The organism is Demequina soli (assembly GCF_000971195.1).
Lineage (GTDB): Bacteria > Actinomycetota > Actinomycetes > Actinomycetales > Demequinaceae > Demequina > Demequina soli.
The window spans coordinates 550,968-569,997 of record NZ_BBLZ01000002.1 but is presented as its reverse complement, the minus strand read 5'-3'; the positions used below and the strand labels follow the sequence as shown (position 1 = coordinate 569,997).

General features: G+C 74.0%; 17 protein-coding genes. 8 read left to right on the top strand and 9 right to left on the bottom strand.

Features of this window, described 5'->3' with window-relative positions; genetic code table 11:
• Positions 1-210: 210 nt before the first annotated feature.
• On the top strand, positions 211-759 hold the full coding sequence (locus AOM04_RS06020) for a TetR family transcriptional regulator (RefSeq protein WP_062463756.1): 549 nt from the start codon (positions 211-213) through the stop codon (positions 757-759).
• A 38-nt stretch (positions 760-797) separates the two neighbouring features.
• On the opposite strand, the gene AOM04_RS06015 is transcribed toward AOM04_RS06020, so the two are convergent.
• The 6 genes from AOM04_RS06015 to AOM04_RS05990 all read right to left on the bottom strand — a co-directional run bounded on the left by AOM04_RS06015 (position 798) and on the right by AOM04_RS05990 (position 7,517).
• Positions 798-1,814 carry a LacI family DNA-binding transcriptional regulator gene (locus tag AOM04_RS06015; RefSeq protein WP_062463754.1) on the bottom strand — a complete coding sequence of 339 codons (1,017 nt, stop codon included), beginning with the start codon at positions 1,812-1,814 and terminating at the stop codon, positions 798-800.
• Between the two features lie 81 nt (positions 1,815-1,895).
• Positions 1,896-2,762, bottom strand: a complete 867-nt coding sequence (locus tag AOM04_RS06010; protein WP_082104448.1) for a carbohydrate ABC transporter permease — start codon at positions 2,760-2,762, stop codon at positions 1,896-1,898.
• 11 nt (positions 2,763-2,773) lie between these two features.
• Complete coding sequence (locus AOM04_RS06005) at positions 2,774-3,778, bottom strand: carbohydrate ABC transporter permease (protein ID WP_062463749.1); 1,005 nt, start codon at positions 3,776-3,778, stop codon at positions 2,774-2,776.
• A gap of 85 nt (positions 3,779-3,863) precedes the next feature.
• Positions 3,864-5,201 carry an ABC transporter substrate-binding protein gene (locus AOM04_RS06000; protein WP_062463986.1) on the bottom strand — a complete coding sequence of 446 codons (1,338 nt, stop codon included), beginning with the start codon at positions 5,199-5,201 and terminating at the stop codon, positions 3,864-3,866.
• Positions 5,202-5,415: 214 nt separating this feature from the next.
• Entirely contained in the window at positions 5,416-6,492 is a 1,077-nt protein-coding gene (gene mnmA, locus AOM04_RS05995; protein ID WP_062463747.1) for a tRNA 2-thiouridine(34) synthase MnmA, read from the bottom strand.
• 245 nt (positions 6,493-6,737) lie between these two features.
• Positions 6,738-7,517: an IclR family transcriptional regulator gene (locus tag AOM04_RS05990; RefSeq protein ID WP_062463745.1), complete on the bottom strand. Its 780-nt coding sequence runs from the start codon at positions 7,515-7,517 to the stop codon at positions 6,738-6,740.
• A 78-nt stretch (positions 7,518-7,595) separates the two neighbouring features.
• On the opposite strand from AOM04_RS05990, the gene hutH reads away from it, so the two are divergent.
• The 5 genes from hutH to hutI are packed head-to-tail and all read left to right on the top strand — an operon-like array spanning position 7,596 to position 14,580.
• On the top strand, positions 7,596-9,158 hold the full coding sequence (hutH, locus tag AOM04_RS05985) for a histidine ammonia-lyase (RefSeq protein WP_062463985.1): 1,563 nt from the start codon (positions 7,596-7,598) through the stop codon (positions 9,156-9,158).
• Positions 9,159-9,169: 11 nt separating this feature from the next.
• The gene (hutU, locus tag AOM04_RS05980) at positions 9,170-10,855 is read left to right on the top strand and encodes a urocanate hydratase (RefSeq protein ID WP_062463743.1); all 1,686 of its coding nucleotides are present in this window, start codon (positions 9,170-9,172) and stop codon (positions 10,853-10,855) included.
• Positions 10,855-12,096, top strand: coding sequence for an allantoate amidohydrolase (locus AOM04_RS05975; RefSeq protein ID WP_062463741.1), 1,242 nt, complete (start codon positions 10,855-10,857; stop codon positions 12,094-12,096). Before hutU ends, AOM04_RS05975 begins: the two co-directional genes overlap by 1 nt.
• Entirely contained in the window at positions 12,093-13,403 is a 1,311-nt protein-coding gene (locus AOM04_RS05970; protein WP_062463739.1) for a formimidoylglutamate deiminase, read from the top strand. The genes AOM04_RS05975 and AOM04_RS05970 overlap by 4 nt, the downstream gene beginning before the upstream one ends.
• Positions 13,396-14,580, top strand: coding sequence for an imidazolonepropionase (gene hutI / locus AOM04_RS05965; RefSeq protein WP_062463736.1), 1,185 nt, complete (start codon positions 13,396-13,398; stop codon positions 14,578-14,580). Before AOM04_RS05970 ends, hutI begins: the two co-directional genes overlap by 8 nt.
• Positions 14,581-14,955: 375 nt before the next feature.
• Here the strand turns inward: hutI and AOM04_RS05960 are convergent, their stop codons facing one another.
• Positions 14,956-15,669 carry a tyrosine-protein phosphatase gene (locus AOM04_RS05960; RefSeq protein WP_169816417.1) on the bottom strand — a complete coding sequence of 238 codons (714 nt, stop codon included), beginning with the start codon at positions 15,667-15,669 and terminating at the stop codon, positions 14,956-14,958.
• Between the two features lie 136 nt (positions 15,670-15,805).
• On the opposite strand from AOM04_RS05960, the gene AOM04_RS05955 reads away from it, so the two are divergent.
• Positions 15,806-16,513 carry a GntR family transcriptional regulator gene (locus AOM04_RS05955; protein ID WP_062463732.1) on the top strand — a complete coding sequence of 236 codons (708 nt, stop codon included), beginning with the start codon at positions 15,806-15,808 and terminating at the stop codon, positions 16,511-16,513.
• A 9-nt stretch (positions 16,514-16,522) separates the two neighbouring features.
• On the opposite strand, the gene AOM04_RS05950 is transcribed toward AOM04_RS05955, so the two are convergent.
• Complete coding sequence (locus tag AOM04_RS05950) at positions 16,523-17,686, bottom strand: cysteine desulfurase family protein (RefSeq protein WP_062463730.1); 1,164 nt, start codon at positions 17,684-17,686, stop codon at positions 16,523-16,525.
• Positions 17,687-17,696: 10 nt separating this feature from the next.
• A complete protein-coding gene (locus AOM04_RS05945; RefSeq protein WP_062463728.1) occupies positions 17,697-18,023 on the bottom strand; it encodes a VOC family protein in 327 nt (108 codons plus the stop codon).
• A 72-nt stretch (positions 18,024-18,095) separates the two neighbouring features.
• Here AOM04_RS05945 and AOM04_RS05940 point away from each other — a divergent pair, with 72 nt between their 5' ends.
• Complete coding sequence (locus tag AOM04_RS05940; RefSeq protein ID WP_062463726.1) at positions 18,096-18,926, top strand: sigma-70 family RNA polymerase sigma factor; 831 nt, start codon at positions 18,096-18,098, stop codon at positions 18,924-18,926.
• The last annotated feature ends 104 nt before the right edge of the window (positions 18,927-19,030 follow it).

Here is a 19,030-nt window from a genome sequence, read left to right as displayed (position 1 = left end):
GGTTCCTCTCCATAGGGGTGGTGCGGGGGTGCGGGGCGGGCGACGATGCGTCGGCCGGCCCGCGGGGTCCGGGGTCCGGGGTCGTGGGCGGGTGCGTGGGGGCACGACGGCCTCGGATGAGGCCGCGTCGTCGTGACCCGCTCATGGATCGCTCCCACCGCTCCAACCGGACAGCATTGTCCGGATTTCCTCAGCCTATACATTCGACCCATGACGTCCAAGCCGAATCGCGGGCCGAGCGCCGCCGCCGAGAACCGCGCCGCGCTCGTCGCGGCCGCGCGCGAGGTCTTCGCGGAGCAGGGCGTCGACGGCCCCGTGTCCGCGATCGCGCGGCGCGCGGGCGTGGGCCAGGGCAGCCTCTACCGGCACTTCCCCACGCGCGAGTCCCTCGCCTTCGCCGTCTTCGACGAGAACATGGCGGCCATCGAGGCGCTGGCCGCGGACCCGGGCTCCACGCTGCGGGACGTCACCGATCTCATCACGCACCAGATCGAGGGCAACGCCGCCGTGATCGCGTACTTCGCGCGCGAGGAGGATCCACAGCTGCGCGCGCTCGAGCGCCGCATCGTCGCCGCGCTCGACCCGAAGGTGGCCGCGGCGCGCGCGACGGGGGTGCTCGGCGCGGGCACGTCCACCGAGGACGTCGCGTTGGCGGTCGGGATGCTCACGGCGCTCGTCACGCGCACGCCGCCGGAGGGCAGGCATGCGCGCGTCGAGGCGGCGTGGCGGGTGCTGCTGCGCGGCCTCGGCCCCGCCTGAGGCGCGCGGCCGCCGTCAGGCGGAGTCGCGCACGCGGCTCACGCGGAGTCGCGCACCACGAGCTCGGTCGGCAGGATGAGCTCGTGCGGCACGTCGGTCGCGCCCGACAGCACGCCGATGAGGATGTCCGCCATGTGCCAGCCCATCGCGCGGGATGGCTGACGCACGGTCGTGAGCTCGACGCCGGACCGCAGCGCCGCCGACGTGTCGTCGAAGCCGACGATCCTGACGTCCTCGGGGACCCGGATCCCGCGGTCGAGGAGGACGGGCACCGCCCCCGACGCCATGAGGTCGGACGCGATGAACACCCCGTCGACCGGCTCGCGCCAGTCGAGGATCTCGCGCATCGCGTTCGCGCCGCCGTGCAGCGTGAAGTCGCCGTCGACCACGGGGCCCGCTGCGACGCCCGCCTCGTCGAGCGCCTGACGCCACCCGGCGAGGCGGTCGATCGAGCTCTGCATGGTGAGCGGGCCCGCGATGGTCGCGATGCGGCGGCAGCCGGTCTCGATGAGTCGCCGGGTCGCGACGGCCGCGCCCTCGACGTTGTCGACATCCACCACGTACGTGTCCGCGCCGGCGATGCTCGACCGTCCGCCGTACACGACGGGCAGCGAGTCGGTGATCCGGCGCAGGAAGCGGTCGCTCGTGTGGTGGGACACCACGATCGCGCCGTCGACCGCGCCCCCGCCCAGGTAGCGCATCGTCTTCCCGCTCGGGTCGTGGTTCGCGATCATGAGGTTGAGCACGTAGTCGGAGGCCTCGAGGCGGGCGTCGATGCCCGCGACGATCTCCGCGAAGAACAGGTCGCCGAAGAACCGGTTGACGTCCTCGGGTGCGACGAGCGCGATCGCCTGCGACTGCTGGCTCACGAGCGACCGGGCGGCGCGGTTGGGCACGTAGCCCAGCTCCTGGACGGCGCGGCGCACCGCCTCGGCGATGGGGGGCGACACCGACGTCGACCCGTTCACCACGCGCGACACGGTCGCGCGGGACACGCCCGCGCGCGCGGCGACGAGCTCGAGCGTGGGCGCCGGGGTACGCCCCGCGGCGGTCATGAGTGGATCCTCACCGGCGGGCATGGGGTCATCCTGGTGGAGACGACCCCACGCCCGCCGTAGGCGCGCGGCATGGCCTGCCTAGCCCTTCACCGCTCCCGCCATGATGCCGGTGACCAGCTGACGGCCGGCGAACATGAACAGGAGGATCAGCGGCACCGTTGCCAGCAGGACGCCCGCGAGCACGAGCGAGTAGTCGACGAAGTAGTTCGCCTGCAGGATCGACAGGGACACCGGCAGCGTCGGGTTCTTCGAGTCGAGCACGATGTACGGCCACATGAAGTTGTTCCACTGCGTCACGAAGGTGAAGAGGAACAGCATGGCCGCCGCGGGCCGGGCCGCCGGCAGGCCCACGTGCCAGAACGTGCGGATCATCGAGCAGCCGTCGACGCGCGCCGCCTCGATGAGCTCGGTGGGCAGCGACTGCGAGATGTACTGGGTCATCCAGAACACGCCGAACGCGGTCACGAGGCCCGGCAGGATGACGGCGCCGAGGTGGCCGGTCCAGCCGAACTTCTGCATGAGGATGTACAGCGGCACGATGCCGAGCTGGACCGGGACGGCCATGGTCGCGACGACCGCGACCAGCATGGGGCCCGAGCCCTTGAAGCGCAGCTTCGCGAACGCGTAGCCGGCGAGGGTGGACAGGACGACCGTCGAGACCGCGGTGGACGTGGAGACGATGATCGAGTTGCCGAGCGCCTTCCAGAAGTTGACGGCCGGGTTGTTGATGACCACGGACGCGTTGTGCAGGAAGTTGCCGCCGGGCCACCACGACAGGTTCGGGTCGTTGGCGCTGTAGCGGTCGCCCGAGGCGATGAGGAACGACCAGTAGAACGGGAACAGCGAGGCGATCAGCACGATCGCGAGCGCGGCGTAGACGAACCAGCCCGGGCGCATCGTGCTCACGGCGGAGGCGCCGCCCTTGGCCTTCTTCTTGAGGGGCATGGTGATGGTGCTCACTTCTTCACCTTCTTCTTCGCCTTCTTCGGGGCCGCGTCGCCCGCGATGAACCGGCGCGTGATCGCGAAGTTCAGCAGGCCGAAGGCCACGATGATGAGGAACAGGATCCACGCGATCGCGGCGGCGCGACCGAAGTTGAAGTTCACCCAGCCCTCGTTGTACAGGTACAGCGTCACGGTCTCCCATTGGTGGTTCGAGCCACCGTTGCCGCGGGTGTCGTACATGCGCGGCTCGTCGAAGACCTGGAGTCCGCCGATCGTCGAGGTGATGATGACGAAGATCAGCGTGGGACGGATCTGGGGCAGCGTGACCGAGAAGAAGCGGCGCGCGGCGCCGGCTCCGTCGATCGCGGCGGCCTCGTACAGGTCGCGCGGGATCGCCTGCATCGCGGCGAGCAGGATCAGCGCGTTGTAGCCGGTCCAGCGGAAGTTCACCATGGTCGCGATCGCGATGTGGCTGGGGATCACGTCGACGTGCCACGCGATCTTGGGCAGCCCGAAGTCGTTGAGCCACGTGTTGATGAGGCCGTACTTGTCGCCGAACAGGTTGGAGAAGATCAGCGCGACCGCGACGGGCGCCACCACGTAGGGCAGCAGCACGCCCATGCGCCAGAACGTCTTGGCGCGGATGTTCTTGTCGAGCATCGCGGCGATGAAGGTGGCGGCGATGAGCTGCGGCACGGACGACAGCAGGAAGATCGAGAAGGTGTTGCGCAGCGACATCCAGAACTCGCGGTCCTGGAGCACGAAGGCGAAGTTGTCGAAGCCCGTCAGCGTTCCCTGGTTGCGCACGAGGTCCCAGTCCTGGAACGAGATGACGGCCGTGTAGACGATCGGGAAGAGACCCACGATCGCGAACACGATCCAGAACGGCGCGATGTACAGGTAGGGCGAGAGCTTGACGTCGAGCCGTCCGAGGCGCTGGCGCCACGTGAGCGGCGCGCGCCTCCGCTGCGGCTCGCGAGGCGAGGGGGCCTCGGTCTGCTGCTGGGTGGTGGTCATGAGGTGGATCCCTTGGTGCGGTGGTGACGGGCCCGACGGGTGCGGGCCGCCTCCACGAGGGAGACGGCCCGCACCGTGCGTCGTCTTAGCTGAGCGCCTTGACGTCGGACTGGAACTGCTTCCACGCCTCGTCGGCGCTCATCGTGCCGGTGTCGACGTTGCGAAGCGCGTTGACCATGGCGTCGTTGATCTGGAAGTAGTGCGAACCCTTGTAGGGCGAGACCGTCACAGCGGCCGCACGCTCGGTGTAGATCTTGCCCGCCTCAGCGTTGTTGAAGTACGGGCGCGTGTAGGTCTGCACGGCGTCGGAGTTCGCAGCCTCGGGCGAGCTCGGGAAGGCGCCGACGTTCTCGAACGCCTTGGCCTGCTGCTCGGGGGCGGTCAGCCAGTTCGCGAGGTCCTTCGCCGCGTCGACGTTGGCACCGTTGGCCGGGACGGTCAGGTACGAGCCGCCCCAGTTGCCGCCGCCGTTCGGGAACACGTTGGCGATGTCCCAGTGGCCGTCGGGGGCGTTGCCCTCGATGACGCCGAGGAACCAGGCCGGGCAGAGCGTGACGGCGTAGTCGCCGTTGGCCATGCCGGCCGCCCAGTCGTCGCCCCACTGCTGGAGGCCCGCGGAGAGGCCCTCGCCGGAGGCGGTGGTGAGCTGGTCGAAGATCGACTTGACCTCGGGGTTGTCGAGGGCGGTGATCGAGTCGTCGGACGGGTTCTCGTACGGCGCCTCGAGCTGGCCGATCATGCCCTGGAGCACGGCGGCGTTCTCCTCGTAGAAGGCCTTGCCGGTGGCGTCGTGGTACTGCTTGCCCAGGTCGAAGAACTTCGACCAGTCGCCGTCGAGCGCGGCCGCGACCTCGGTCGGGTCGGTCGGGAGGCCGGCCTCCTTGAAGGCGTCGACGTTGTAGCAGATGGCCTCGGGGCCGATGTCGGTGCCGTACGCGATGAGGCGGCCGTCCTTGTCGGTGGCGGCCTGGGTCTTCCAGTCGAGCCAGCGGCCGTCGAGCGACGGGTCCGAGATGTCGGCAAGGAGGTCCGAGTACTGCATGGCCTCGGGCAGCCAGTCGACCTCGATCGCCTCGACGTCCGCGAGGCCGCCGGGGCCGAGCTTCGTGAAGAAGTTCTCGCGTGCCGTGTTGGAGGTGTCCGCCACGTTGTACGTGATGGTCACGTTCGGGTGGGCGTCCATGTACTCCTGGATCAGGTCGTACTTGTAGTCCGCGCCGCCCTCGGACGAGGCCGAGTAGCCGAACTGGTTGAACGTCGCGAGGGTCAGGGTGACCGGGGCGTCGTTCGAGCCGCTGGTACCCGTGGTGGCGGTGTCAGAGCTGTTGTCGCTGCTCGTACCGCTGCAGCCTGCCAGGGCGATTGCCAGGGTCGCGGCGCCGGCCGCGATCCCGAACGTGGTCTTGCGTCGTGAGAGGCTCACGTTCACTCCTTTGTGTCCGTACTACTGGTGTGCTTGTTAGGCCCGCTGGCTATGCCGCGGTGATCATGAGAGCGCTCTCCGAGAGAGAGCGCTCTCACGCATCGGGTTCACAGTAGGGCTACCGGAAACCCGCGTCAAACCGTTTCGACGGGGGCGGCAACATTCGTGGCCGAAACGTTACGAACGGACACCCGGTGCCACGAGCGGCGCCGCGTCAGCGGACGATGGTCGCCTGGCCGAGGACCCGCGAGCCCCGGTAGATCACGAGCGACTGGCCGGCCGCGACGCCGCGCATCGGGCTCTCGAGCTCGACCGTGAGCCGGTCCCCCGCACGCGTCGCCAGGGCGGGCACCGGCGTCCCGTGGGCGCGTACCTGGGCCTCCACCGGCGTCGCCGCATCGGCCGGGACGTCGTCCGCGAGCCACACCACGGACTCGCCCGTGAGCGTGCGGACGCTCAGCAGGGTCTCCGGCCCCACCGTGACGACGTTGCGGGCCGTGTCGATCCCGGTGACGTACCGGGGCGCGCCATCGGCGGCGGGGCGCGGCAGCCGCAGCCCCTTGCGCTGGCCCACCGTGAACGCGTACGCGCCCGCATGGGCACCCACGACGGCGCCCGTCTCGTCGACGATCTCGCCCGGCTTCTCCCCCAGCTCGCGCGCGAGGAAGCCCTGGGTGTCGCCGTCGGCGACGAAGCAGATGTCGTACGAGTCGGGCTTGTTCGACACGCCGAGCCCGCGCGCGACGGCCTCGGCGCGCACCTCCGCCTTGGAGGCGACGGCGCCGAGCGGGAACATCGCCCGCGCGAGCCTGTCCGGCCCCATCACGGCGAGCACGTAGGACTGGTCCTTCGCGGCGTCGGCCGCGCGGTGGAGCTCGCGCGTCCCGTCCTCGCGCACGTCGATGCGCGCGTAGTGGCCGGTGCACACGGCGTCGAAGCCAAGCGCGATGCCGCGCTCGAGCAGCGTGTCGAACTTGATGTGCTCGTTGCAGCGCACGCACGGGTTGGGGGTGCGGCCCGCGGCGTACTCCGACAGGAAGTCGGCGACCACGGTGTCGTGGAACTCGTCGCTGAGGTCCCACACGTAGTACGGGATGCCCAGCACGTCGGCGGCGCGGCGGGCGTCGTTCGCGTCCTCGATCGAGCAGCAACCGCGCGAGCCGGTGCGGTGCTCGGCGCGGCTGCGGGACAGCGCCATGTGGACGCCGACCACGTCGTGGCCCGCATCCCTCGCGCGCGCGGCGGCGACGGCGGAGTCGACCCCTCCGGACAGGGCGGCGAGAACGCGCATGGGGGGACCTCCGGGTGACGGGACCCGACAAGTGTACGAGGCGGGCATGCGGGCACCGTGGCGTGGCATCCAGCAGCGGCATCGGATGGTGTGGGCTGAGCGCCGCCGGTGCGTCAACGGCATCCGATCGTGCGATCGTCGCCGGACCACCCACAGCACGAGATCGCACCAGGCGATGCCACAGGCGTCGAGGACACGCATGAATCGCACGATCCGATGCCGATCGAGCCGATCGATGCCGTGAGCTACCGCCGGCCGATGCGCCGCTCGAGCTCGGCGGCGTCGCGGCGCACCGCGGCGACGAGCCGCGCACGGCGGTCCTCGTCGGCACGGTCCGCGGCGAACGTCACCGCGATCGCGGCGACGGGCCACCCGGTGTGGTCCCGCACCGCGCACGCGACCGAGGCGAGGCCCGGCGTGACGTCGCCCTCCTCCCTGGCATGTCCGCGCGCCCGCGTGACCCGCACCAGCTCCTTGAGCTCGCGGTACGAGCGCGGCGAGCCCTCAGGCGCCCCGGCGAAGGCCGCGCGGCCCGGGTACGTCGCGCGCAGCTGCGCGTCTGGCAACGCCGCGAGGATGGCGCGGCCGGTGGCGGTCGCGAGCGCGGACAGCCGCACCCCGACGTCGGTGATGAGGGTGGGTCGGCGCGGCGCGCGCTCCTCGACGATGTACACGACGTCCCGGCCCTCGAGCACCGCGAGGTGACCCGACTCCCCCACCCGGTCGACGAGCCCCGCGATGATCGGCGCGCCCAGGCGCGACAGGGGCTGCTGGCGGGCGTATCCCGAGCCGAGCTCGTACGCGGCGACCCCGAGCCCGTAGCGGGACTCCTCGGGCAGGTGCACCACGTACCCGTGCGCGACCATCGCCCCGAGCTGCCGGTACAGCGACGCGCGCGGGATGCCGAGCGCCGCCGCGAGCGCGCCGGCCGCGACGGGGCCGCGCTGACGCGCGAGGTGCGTGAGGATCGCGAGGGCCTGCTCGACCGCGGGCGCCGCGGGACGCGCCTCCACCGTTTCCGCCATGTCACCAGTCTCACATATGAGACACGAGTGGCCGCCCAGCGCAGGCGCCGGCGCCGCATCGGCCGTTGGATGGTCGCCATGACCCTGACCGACACCTCCGCCCCCGCCGTGATCCTCGGCTCGGGCGCCCCGAGCCCCGCCGATCTCGTCGCCATCGCCCGCGACGACGCCCGCATCGTCCTCGACCCCGCCGCGCTCGCCGCGATGGCCGAGAGCCGGGCCGTCATCGAGGCGCTCGCGCAGGACCCGCAGCCCCACTACGGCGTGTCGACGGGCTTCGGCGCGCTCGCCACCACGTTCATCGACCGCGAGCGCCGGGCGCAGCTCCAGCTGAGCCTCATCCGCTCGCACGCCGCGGGCACCGGGCCCGAGGTCGAGCGCGAGGTGGTGCGCGCCCTCGCGACGCTGCGCCTGTCGACGCTGCTCACGGGCCGCACCGGGGCCCGCCCCGTCGTGGCCGAGACGTACGCCGCGATGCTCAACGCCGGCATCACTCCCGTGGTCCACGAGTACGGCTCGCTCGGCTGCAGCGGCGACCTCGCGCCGCTGTCGCACGTCGCGCTCGCCGCGATCGGCGAGGGCCCGGTGCGGGACGCGTCGGGCGCCCCGATGAACGCGGCGGAGGCGCTCGCCGCCGCCGGCATCGCGCCCATCGAGCTCGAGGAGAAGGAGGGGCTCGCCGTCATCAACGGCACCGACGGCATGCTCGGCCAGCTGGTCCTCGCGCTCGCCGACCTCGACCGGCTCGTCACCACCGCGGACGTGACCGCGGCGATGAGCGTCGAGGCGCTGCTCGGCTCCGACTCCCCCTTCGCCGCCGACCTCCAGGAGCTGCGCCCCCACCCGGGCGTCGCCGCCGCCGCCGCGAACATGCGCCGCGTGCTCGCCGGCTCGCCCGTGGTCGCGAGCCACCAGGGGCCCGAGTGCACGCGCGTCCAGGACGCCTACTCGCTGCGCTGCGCGCCCCAGGTGTCCGGCGCCGTGCGCGACACCATGGCGCACGCCCGCCTCGTGGCCGGCCGCGAGCTCGCCGCCGCGGTCGACAACCCCGTCGTCACGCCCGACGGCCGCGTCGAGTCGAACGGCTCGTTCCACGGCGCGCCCGTCGCGTACGTGCTCGACTTCCTCGCGATCGCCGTCGCGGACCTCGCGAGCATGGCCGAGCGCCGCATCGACCGCCTGCTCGACCCCGCCCGCAACCACGGCCTGCCGCCGTTCCTCGCGCACGAGGTCGGCGTCGACTCGGGCCTCATGATCGCCCAGTACACCGCGGCCGGCATCGTGTCGGAGCTCAAGCGCCTCGCCGCGCCGGCATCCGCCGACTCGATCCCGTCGTCGGCCATGCAGGAGGACCACGTGTCCATGGGCTGGCACGCGGCGCGCAAGCTCCGCACCGCGATCGACGGCCTCTCCCGCGTGCTCGGCATCGAGCTGCTCGCGGCCTCGCGCGGCCTCGCCCTGCGCGCGCCGCTCGCGCCCTCCGAGGCCACCGGCGCCGCCGCGGCCCTCGTCGCGGAGGCCGCCCGCCCCGGCGCCGACCGCTTCCTCGCCCCCGAGGTGGAGGCGGCCGCCCGCGCCGTCCGCTCGGGCGACGTCCTCCGCGCGGTCGAGGACCGCATCGGCCCCCTCACCCACGCGTAAGGAGCATCACCATGACCGAGACCCCCGTCCGCACCGTCCGCGCCGCCCGTGGCAGCGAGATCACCGCGAAGTCCTGGCAGACCGAGGCGCCCATGCGCATGCTGATGAACAACCTCGACCCCGAGGTCGCGGAGCGCCCCGAGGACCTCGTGGTCTACGGCGGCACCGGCCGCGCGGCACGCTCCTGGGAGGCGTACGACGCGATCGTCGCGACGCTGAAGGACCTCGAGGCGGACGAGACCCTGCTCGTCCAGTCGGGCAAGCCGGTCGGCGTGTTCCGCACCCACGAGTGGGCGCCGCGCGTGCTCATCGCGAACTCGAACCTCGTGGGCGACTGGGCGACCTGGCCCGAGTTCCGCCGCCTCGAGTCGCTCGGCCTCACGATGTACGGCCAGATGACCGCCGGATCGTGGATCTACATCGGCACGCAGGGCATCCTCCAGGGCACGTACGAGACCTTCGCCGCCGCGGCCCGCCAGCGCGCCGAGCGCGAGGGCCGCGACCCGCGCACCGCCTCGCTCCAGGGCACGCTCACCCTCACCGGCGGCGCCGGCGGCATGGGCGGCGCGCAGCCGCTCGCCGTCACGCTCAACGAGGGCGCGTGCCTCATCGTCGACGTCGACGCGAGCCGCCTCGAGCGCCGCGTCGCGCACGGCTACCTCGACGTGGTCGCCTCGGATCTGGACGATGCGGTGGCCCGGGCCGTCGCGGCCCGCACCGAGGGCGTGGCCCTGTCCGTGGGCGTCGTCGGCAACGCCGCCGAGGTCTTCCCCGAGCTGCTGCGCCGCGGGGTGCCGATCGACCTGGTCACCGACCAGACCTCGGCCCACGACCCGCTGTCGTACCTGCCGATCGGCTACACCGTCGACGAGTGGCACGCGCGCGCCGAGGCCGACCCCGAGGGCTTCACGCGCGACGCGCGCGCGGCCATGGCGCAGCACGTCGAGGCGATGGTGGGCTTCATGGACGCCGGCGCCGACGTGTTCGACTACGGCAACTCCATCCGCGCGGAGGCGCAGCTGGGCGGCTACGACCGCGCGTTCGCGTTCCCCGGCTTCGTGCCCGCGTACATCCGCCCCCAGTTCGAGGAGGGCCGCGGCCCGTTCCGCTGGGCCGCGCTCTCGGGCGACCCCGAGGACATCGCGAAGACCGACCGCGCGCTCATGGAGCTGTTCCCCGAGCACGAGTCGCTGCACCGCTGGCTCACGGCCGCGGGCGAGAAGGTCCACTTCGAGGGCCTGCCGGCGCGCATCTGCTGGCTCGGCTACCAGGAGCGTCACCTCGCGGGCCTCAAGTTCAACGAGATGGTGGCGTCGGGCGAGCTGTCCGCGCCGATCGTCATCGGCCGCGACCACCTCGACTCCGGCTCGGTCGCCTCGCCGTACCGCGAGACCGAGGCGATGAGGGACGGCTCCGACGCGATCGCCGACTGGCCGCTGCTCAACGCGCTGCTCAACACCGCCTCCGGAGCGACCTGGGTGTCGCTGCACCACGGCGGCGGCGTGGGCATCGGCCGCTCGATCCACGCCGGCCAGGTGGTGGTCGCCGACGGCACCGACCTCGCCGCGCAGAAGATCGAGCGCGTGCTGGTCAACGACCCGGGCACGGGCGTGATGCGCCACGTCGACGCCGGCTACGAGCACGCGAAGGACATCGCCCGCGAGCGCGGCCTGCGCGTGCCGATGCTGGACGCCTGATGCCGGTCCTCGACGCCCTCGAGTCGCTCGCCGAGCTCGCCCCGATCGGCGCGGACGACGTGCGCGGCGGCTGGTCGCGCCACCTGCTCGACGACGCCGACCGCCAGATGCGCGCGTGGTTCGTGCGCGCCGCATCGTCCCTGGGCCTCGATGTCGAGGAGGACGCGAACGCCAACCAGTGGGCCACGTGGGCGCCGGCGGGAGCCGAGGGCCCGGCCGTCGCGACGGGCAGCCACCTCGACTCGGTGCCCGGCGGCGGGCCGCTCGACGGCCCGCTCGGCGTGGTCTCGGCACTCGCGGCCGTGTCCCGCCTCATCGCCGAGGGCCACGCGCCCGCGCACCCGATCCGCATCGCGAACTTCGCGGAGGAGGAGGGCGCCCGGTTCGGGGTGCCGTGCCTGGGCTCGCAGCTGCTCGCGGGGGACATCGACACGGACCGCGTGCGGGGCCTCACCGACGCGTCGGGCGCCACGTACGTCGACGCGATGACGGCCGCCGGCCTCGACCCGGCGGCGATCGGCCGCGACGCCTCCCGGCTGGAGGACATGGCGCTCTACCTCGAGCTCCACGTCGAGCAGGGCCGCCAGCTCGCGCCGCTCGAGGCGCCCGTCGGCATCGCGACGAGCATCCTCGCGCACGGCCGCTGGCGCGTGACCGTCACGGGCAGGGGCGACCACGCCGGCGCCACCGAGCTCGACTCGCGGCGCGACCCCATGCTCGTGGCCGCCGCGACGGTGGAGGCCGCCCGCGGGCGCGCCCTCGCCGCCGCGCCGCCCACCCGCTCGCGCGCCACCGTCGGCAAGCTCCAGGTGGTCCCCGGCGGATCCAACGCGATCGCGTCCGAGGTGCGCCTGTGGATCGACGCGCGCGCCGAGCACGACGCCGACGTGCGGGTCCTGGTCGCGCGCATCGTCTCCGACGCGGAGGCCGCCGCGCGCGCCGAGGGCTGCGAGCTGACCGTCGCCGAGGAGTCCTTCTCCACCCGGGTCGAGTTCGACCCGGAGCTCGCGGACCGCATCGGCGCGGCGCTCGCGCCCACCTTCGGCGAGGTACCCCGCATCCCCACGGGCGCGGGCCACGACGCGGGCATCCTCGCGGCGCACCTGCCCACGGCGATGCTCTTCGTGCGCAACCCCGACGGCGTGTCGCACTCCCCGCACGAGGGCGCCTCGGACGCGGACATCCGCGCGGGCGTCGACGCCCTCACGGACGCACTGCGCGCCCTGACGGGCGACCGATGAGGATCGCGATCGGCTCGCTCGTCCTGCCCGAGGATGTCCGTCGCGACGTCCTCGTGGAGATGGACGATGCGGGCGTCGTGACCGCGGTCGGGTCCGGCTCCGCGGGGGCCGACCTCGCGGTCGACGTCGCCGCGCCGGCCTTCGCCAACACGCACAGCCACGCGTTCCATCGGCTCCTGCGCGGCCGCACCAACGGCGGCGGGGGCGACTTCTGGCGCTGGCGCGACGTGATGTACGGCGTCGCCGGCACGCTCGACCCGGACGGCCTGCGCGCCGCCGCCACCGCGGTGTACGCCGAGATGGTCGCCGCCGGCTACTCGGCCGTCGGCGAGTTCCACTACCTCCACCACGACCCCTCCGGCGCGGCCTACCCCGGCCACGCCATGGAGCTCGCGCTCGCCGAGGCGGCCGCGGAGGCCGGCATCCGCCTCACCCTGCTCGACACGGTCTACCTGCGCGGAGGATTCGGCACCGACCTCGTGGGGCCGCAGGTGCGGTTCTCCGACGGCACCATCGAGGCGTGGCACGCGCGCTGGCACGGCCTGCGCGACACGCTCGCCGCGGCGCACCCCGACGTGACGCTCGGCGCCGCGCTCCACTCGGTGCGCGCCGTCGACCCCGCCGACCTCGCGCGAGCGGCCGCCGGCCTGCCCGCCGACGTCCCCCTTCACGTCCACCTGTCGGAGCAGACCCGGGAGAACGAGGACTGCGTCGCCGCGACCGGCCTCACCCCGACCGCGCTGCTGGAGCGCGCGGGCGTGCTGTCGCCGCGCACCACGGCGGTCCACGCGACCCACCTCACGGATGCCGACGTCGCCGCCCTCGGCACCGCGCGCGTGTCCGTGTCGATGTGCCCCACCACCGAGGCGGACCTCGGCGACGGGCTCGGGCACTCCGAGGCGCTGCGCGACGCCGGCGCCCGGCTCACGATCGGCTCCGACCAGAACGTGGTGATCGACCCGTTCGACGAGCTCCGCCGCCTCGAGGGCGGCGCGCGCCTCGCGTCCCACCGCCGCGGCGTCCTCTCCCCCGCCCAGCTCTGGCGCGCGGGCACGGTCGACGGGCAGGCGTCGCTCGCCCCGCTCGGCGCCCCCGCGCAGGCGCTCGAGGTCGGCCGGCCGCTCGACCTCGCGATCCTCGACGCCCGCTCGCCGCGCACGGTCGGCGCCGACCTCCACGAGCTCGTGCTCGCCGCCTCCGCCGCCGACGTCCTGGGGACGGTCGTCCGGGGCCGGCACCGCGCATCGTCCACCCTGCGCGACCTCGCGGTCGCCGCCTACCCGCGAACGGAGGCCCGCGATGCCTAGCGAGGCGATCCTCAACATCGGCATGCTCGCCACCATGGACGAGGGCGAGGGCGTGATGGGCCTGCGCCGCGACGCCGCCGTGGTGATCGAGGACGGGCGCGTCGCGTGGGTCGGGGCATCGGACGATGCGCCCGCCGCCGACGCGTCCTTCGACGCCGCAGGTGCCGCCGTCATCCCCGGATTCGTCGACTCGCACACCCACGCGGTGTTCGCGGGCGACCGCGCCGCCGAGTTCGACGCCCGCATGTCCGGGGCGCGCTACACCGCGGGCGGCATCCGCTCGACGGTGGCCGCGACGCGTGCCGCCAGCGACGCCGAGCTCGAGGCGCACGCGCGCCGCCTGCTCGACGAGGCCCTGCGCCAGGGCACCACGACCGCCGAGATCAAGAGCGGCTACGGCCTCGACGTCGCGACCGAGACGCGCCTGCTCGAGGTCGCCGCCCGGCTCACCGACGAGGTGACGTTCCTGGGCGCCCACGTGGTCGCGCCCGAGCTCGCCGACCACCGCGCCGACTACGTCGACCTGGTCGCCGGCCCCATGCTCGACGCCGCCGCCCCGCTCGCGAGGTGGATCGACGTGTTCTGCGAGGAGGGCGCGTTCGACGTGGCCGAGACCCGCGAGATCCTCGAGGCGGGACGCGCGGCGGGCCTGGGCCTGCGCCTCCACGCGAACCAGCTGACGATGTCCGGCGCGGCCGCGCTCGGCGTCGAGATGGGCGCCGCGAGCATCGACCACTGCACGTTCCTGTCCGACGCCGACGTCGACGCGCTGGCGGGATCGGGCACAGTCGCGACGTTCGTGCCGGGTGCCGAGTTCTCGACGAGGCAGCCCTACCCGCGCGTCGAGCGGCTGCGCGACGCGGGCGTGACGTGGGCGCTCGCGTCCGACTGCAACCCCGGGTCGTCGTACACGACGTCGATGCCGTTCTGCATCGCACTGGCCGTGCGCGAGATGGGCGCGACCCCGGCGGAGGCGATCCGCGCGGCGACCGCCGGCGGGGCCGCGGCGCTGCGCCGCACGGACGTGGGCCGCATCACGGTGGGCGCCCGCGCCGACCTGGTGCTGCTCGACGCCCCCGACCCCGTGCACCTGGCGTACCGTCCCGGCGTGCCGCTCGTGTCGCGCGTGTGGCGTGACGGCGTGACCGCCTCCCGCTGGGAGAAGCGGGCCTCCTGAGACCCGCGGCGTCCCGGAGCACCGAGGGGGAGCTCCGGGGCGTCGTGCTCGGCTCATGGCCGCGAAGGAGGGGAGCCGGGCGCGTGCCCTCGACTCCGAGGCACGCACCCGGCCGGCGCGTGCGGGGCGAACCCCTCAGCGCCTCGTAGTCGGCTCCCGACACCCCCACGGACAAGGAACCACAGCCCGCGGTCTCCCAGGCGTCGAGCACCGACTCGCTTCATGCGCGAGGGACGACCCCCGCGCGACGTGTGGACCGCGGCGCGGGGACGAACCCCTGCCGCGGGGCTCGTCGTCGAGCCGTGCACCATGGTCGCACACGCGAGGGCGGGTGAGGCGTGACCTGCGTCCGCCTCACCTGCCCTTGCTCGCGCCTCAGCCGAGCAGGCGCTCGCGCAGCGCCGCGACGTCGGCGACGGTGCCGCCGTGCGCGAGGAACCACTCCTCCGCGCCGCCCGCGGCGTCCCACGCGTCGAGCACGCCCTCGATCGCAGGTGCGGGCGCGCTCATCATCTCCTTCATGAGCGCCTCGAGGTCGACACCCTCGGGCACCTCGGGCACCTCCCCCGACCACGACCGCTGCGAACGCGCGGCCACGCCGCCCATGTTGGCGTTCGTGGCCACGTAGTCCGCGACGATGCTGGCACGGTCCACGCCGACGAGGGCGAGCGCGAGCGCGACCGACACGCCCGTGCGGTCCTTGCCGGCGGTGCAGTGCACCAGCACCGGACCCACCTCGACCGCGAGCGCCGTGACGGTACGCACGATCGCGCGCGCCGGGGCGCCGACGATCATGCCCTGGTAGAGCTCGACGAGCGACGTGGTCATCTGCGCTGGCGAGAAGGCCGCGTCGCCGAGCACCGGGATCGCGTGGACCGTCGAGGCGCCGGCGAACGGGTGAGCGCCGGTGGACTCCCGAGGGTCGCGCAGGTCGATCACGGTCGCGGGCGGCCACGGCGCGAGGCCCTCGGGGGCATCGTCACCCGCATGCGGGGCGTCGGATCGGAACACCACCCCACCACGCAGGCCGGGGGCGGCGGTCGCGACGTCGCGCGCGTTCGCGAGTCCGTTGAGGGTCTCGGCGGTCATGGGCTCCTCCAGGGGCATCTCGGGCAGTCATCTAGATGACCTTGCGTCCCTCCGAGTGTAGGCAGGCACGGCCAACACCACGTGACGGGCGGGTGTCGTCTAGATGAATTCGCGGCGCCCGGCCTAGCCTGATCCCATGACGCTCGACCGGTCCCGCGCGACCCCGCTCCACGTCCAGGTCGAGGAGCGGCTCCTCGCCGACCTCGACGACGGCGCCTGGGCTCCGGGAGACCGCCTTCCCGCCGAACCGGACCTCGCCGCACGGTTCGGCGTCAACCGCCTCACCGTGCGCGAGGCGATCGCCTCCCTGCGCCGCGCGGGCCGGCTCGTCGCGCGCCAGGGGGCGGGGACGTTCGTCGCCGCCGCCCCGCTGCGCATCGACCTCGACGCGTCGGGCGCCCCGATCGGGCGCGGCGACGGCACCGCCGACCTGCGGGAGGAGGTGCTCGCCGTCGGCCGGGCCCGCCTGTCGGCAGCCGCGCGGCACGAGCTGGGCGTCGACGACGGCCTCGAGGTCGAGACGCTCACGCGGATCGCGGGCGCGCCCGTGATGCGCTCCGTCTACTCGCTCGCGACCACGCGCGAGCCCGACGACGCGCGGCGCCTGCTCGAGGGCCCGTGGGCCTCCGCGCGCCTCGGCGAGGTCGTCGGCGTCCCGCTCCGCACCGGCTGGCGCGCGTTCGATGCGGTCGCGGCGACCCGCCGCGAGGCCGAGCTGCTCGACGTCGAGCCCGGCGCCCCGCTGCTGCGGCGCAGCGGCGTCAACCTCGACGCCGCAGGGGCGGCGCGGACGTTCCACGCGCGTTCCTACCGCTCGGACCGCCTGCGCATCGTGCTGCGCTGAGCGATCGCCTCACCGCGCGCCGGACGCGGCGCGCGCACGCGCGACCGCGTCCGGCAGCGCCGCGAGGACCGCGTCGAGGTCCGCCTCGGCGGTGGTGCGCCCCATGCTCAGGCGCAGGGTGCACGCGGCGTCCTCGGCGGACCAGCCCATCGCCATCGCGACATGGCTCGACTGCACGACGCCCGCGGTGCACGCTGAGCCGGAGCTCGCCGCGATCCCCGCGGCGTCGAGCAGGAACAGCACGGACTCGGCGCGCGCGCCCGGGATCACGCAGTGGACGATGCCCGGTAGCCGGAGCGCGGGATCCCGCGGTCCGGTGACGGTCGCCTCGGGCACCGCCGTCCGGATCCCCGCGACCAGGCGGGACCGCAGCGCCTCGAGCCGGGCGCGCTCGGCGGACCGCTCCGCCACCGCCGCGTCGAGCGCGGCGGCGAACGCGGCCGCCCCGGGCGCGTCGAGCGTGCCCGACCGGACCGAGCGCTGCTGCCCTCCGCCGTGGGCGAGGCTCTCGAGGGGCAGCCCGCGGCGCGCCACGAGCGCGCCCACGCCGACCGGCCCGCCCACCTTGTGGGCCGAGACGGTCATGGCGGACAAGCCCGCCCGCCGGAAGGACACCTCGAGGTACGGGACGGCCTGGACCGCATCGGCGTGCACCGGCACGCCATGCGCGTCCGCGAGCGCGACCACGTCCGTCAGCGGCTGGACCGTGCCGACCTCGTTGTTCGCCCACATCACGGACACCAGGGAGGTCTCGTGGTCGAGCGCGGTGTCGAGCGCGTCGAGGTCGATCACCCCGGCGGCGTCGACCGCGATCTCGACGAGGTCCGCGTCGCCGCGCGCGTGAAGCCAGCGGGCGGCGTCGATCACGGCGTGGTGCTCGACGGCCGACACCACGAGGCGGCGCCGCGCCGGGTCCTCCGCGCATCGTCCCCAGTGCAGCCCCTTGACCGCGAGGTTGTCGGCCTCGGTGCCGCCCGACGTGAGGATCACCTCGGGGGCGTCGGCGCCGAGCGCCGCCGCGATGCGTTCGCGCGCGTCCTCGACGATCGCGCGGGCGCGCCGCCCGGCGGCGTGGAGGGACGAGGGGTTGCCGAGCTCGGCCGCCGCGGCGAGCCACGCCTCCCGAGCGGAGGCGCGCAGGGGCGTGGTCGCCGCGTGGTCGAGGTAGGTCACGCGCCCCAGTCTAGGAAGCGGACTTGAGCCCGAGGGCGTGGCCGTCCGCGTCGGCGACGACGGCGACCCGCAGGCCGCCGCCCACCTCGCGCGGGCCGTCCAGCACGCTTCCGCCGTCCTCGGCGGCGGCCGCGAGCGCGGCGTCGAGGTCCGCGACCGGCACGTAGGTGATCGGGCCGCCGGGCATGCCCGGCACGAGCCCGACCTCGATGCCGCCGACCGAGAAGCCCACGTAGTAGGCCTCGTCCACGTAGGGCTCGACGCCGAGCACCTTGGCGTAGTGGGCGGTCGCCGCGGGCAGGTCGGCGGCGGGGATGGAGATGTTGGGGTCGGTCATGACGTCCTCCTTGTCACATCGGCCGGGTCTCGGCCGTCGACACCCTGACGGTACGCACGAGAGGGTTGTGACATGGATCTGACGGGGATCTTCGAGACCGAGCGGGCGCGCCTGCGCGCCGTCGCGACGCGCCTGGTCGGCGCCGACGACGCGGACGACGCCGTCCAGGAGGCATGGCTGCGCGCGTCGCGCGCCGGGCTCGAGGGCATCGAGCGGCCGGCCGCGTGGCTCACGACCATCACGTCGCGCGTGTGCCTCGACATGCTCCGCGCCCGTCGCACCGTGCCGTCCGAGGTCGACGAGACGTGGGCCGAGCCCACACCCGGGCCCGAGGACGATGCGGTGGTCGCCGCCGCGGTCGAGGAGGCGCTCGCGCTCGTCCTCGACGCGCTCGAGCCCGCCTCGCGCGTCGCGTTCGTGCTCCACGACGTGTTCGCGATCCCGTTCGACCAGATCGCGGCCACGCTCGGCCGGTCGGTCGTGGCGACCCGGCAGCTCGCGTCGCGGGCGCGCGCCGCGGTCCGGGCGCAGGCCGCCGTCCCCGCCGGCGCATCGTCCCCCGCCGCGGTGGTGGACGCCTTCCAGGCCGCCGCGAGAGCCGGCGACCTCGCGCGGCTCGTCGAGACGCTCGCGCCGGACGTGGTGTGCCGCGCCGACGGGGCCGCCGCGGCGATGGGCGCCGCGGAGGTGCTCGCGGGCACGGACGCCGTCGCGCACCGCTTCCTGGGCGGCGCCAAGGCGGCGTTCCCCGCGACCATCGACGGCGCGCCGGGCATGGTGTGGCTGCACCGCGGCACGGTCGCCGTCGCGTTCGAGTTCACCGTGGTCGACGGTCGCGTCGCGGCGATCGACCTGCTCGGCGACCCGGACGTGCTCGCGGCCGCGGACATCGTGCGGGGCTGACCCCTGCCGCGCGGGCGCCGACACGCGACGACGGGGCCCGGCCATGCGGCCGAGCCCCGTCGCGTGAGGCGTCCGCCCGACGTGCGGCGACGCTCTCGCTCGCG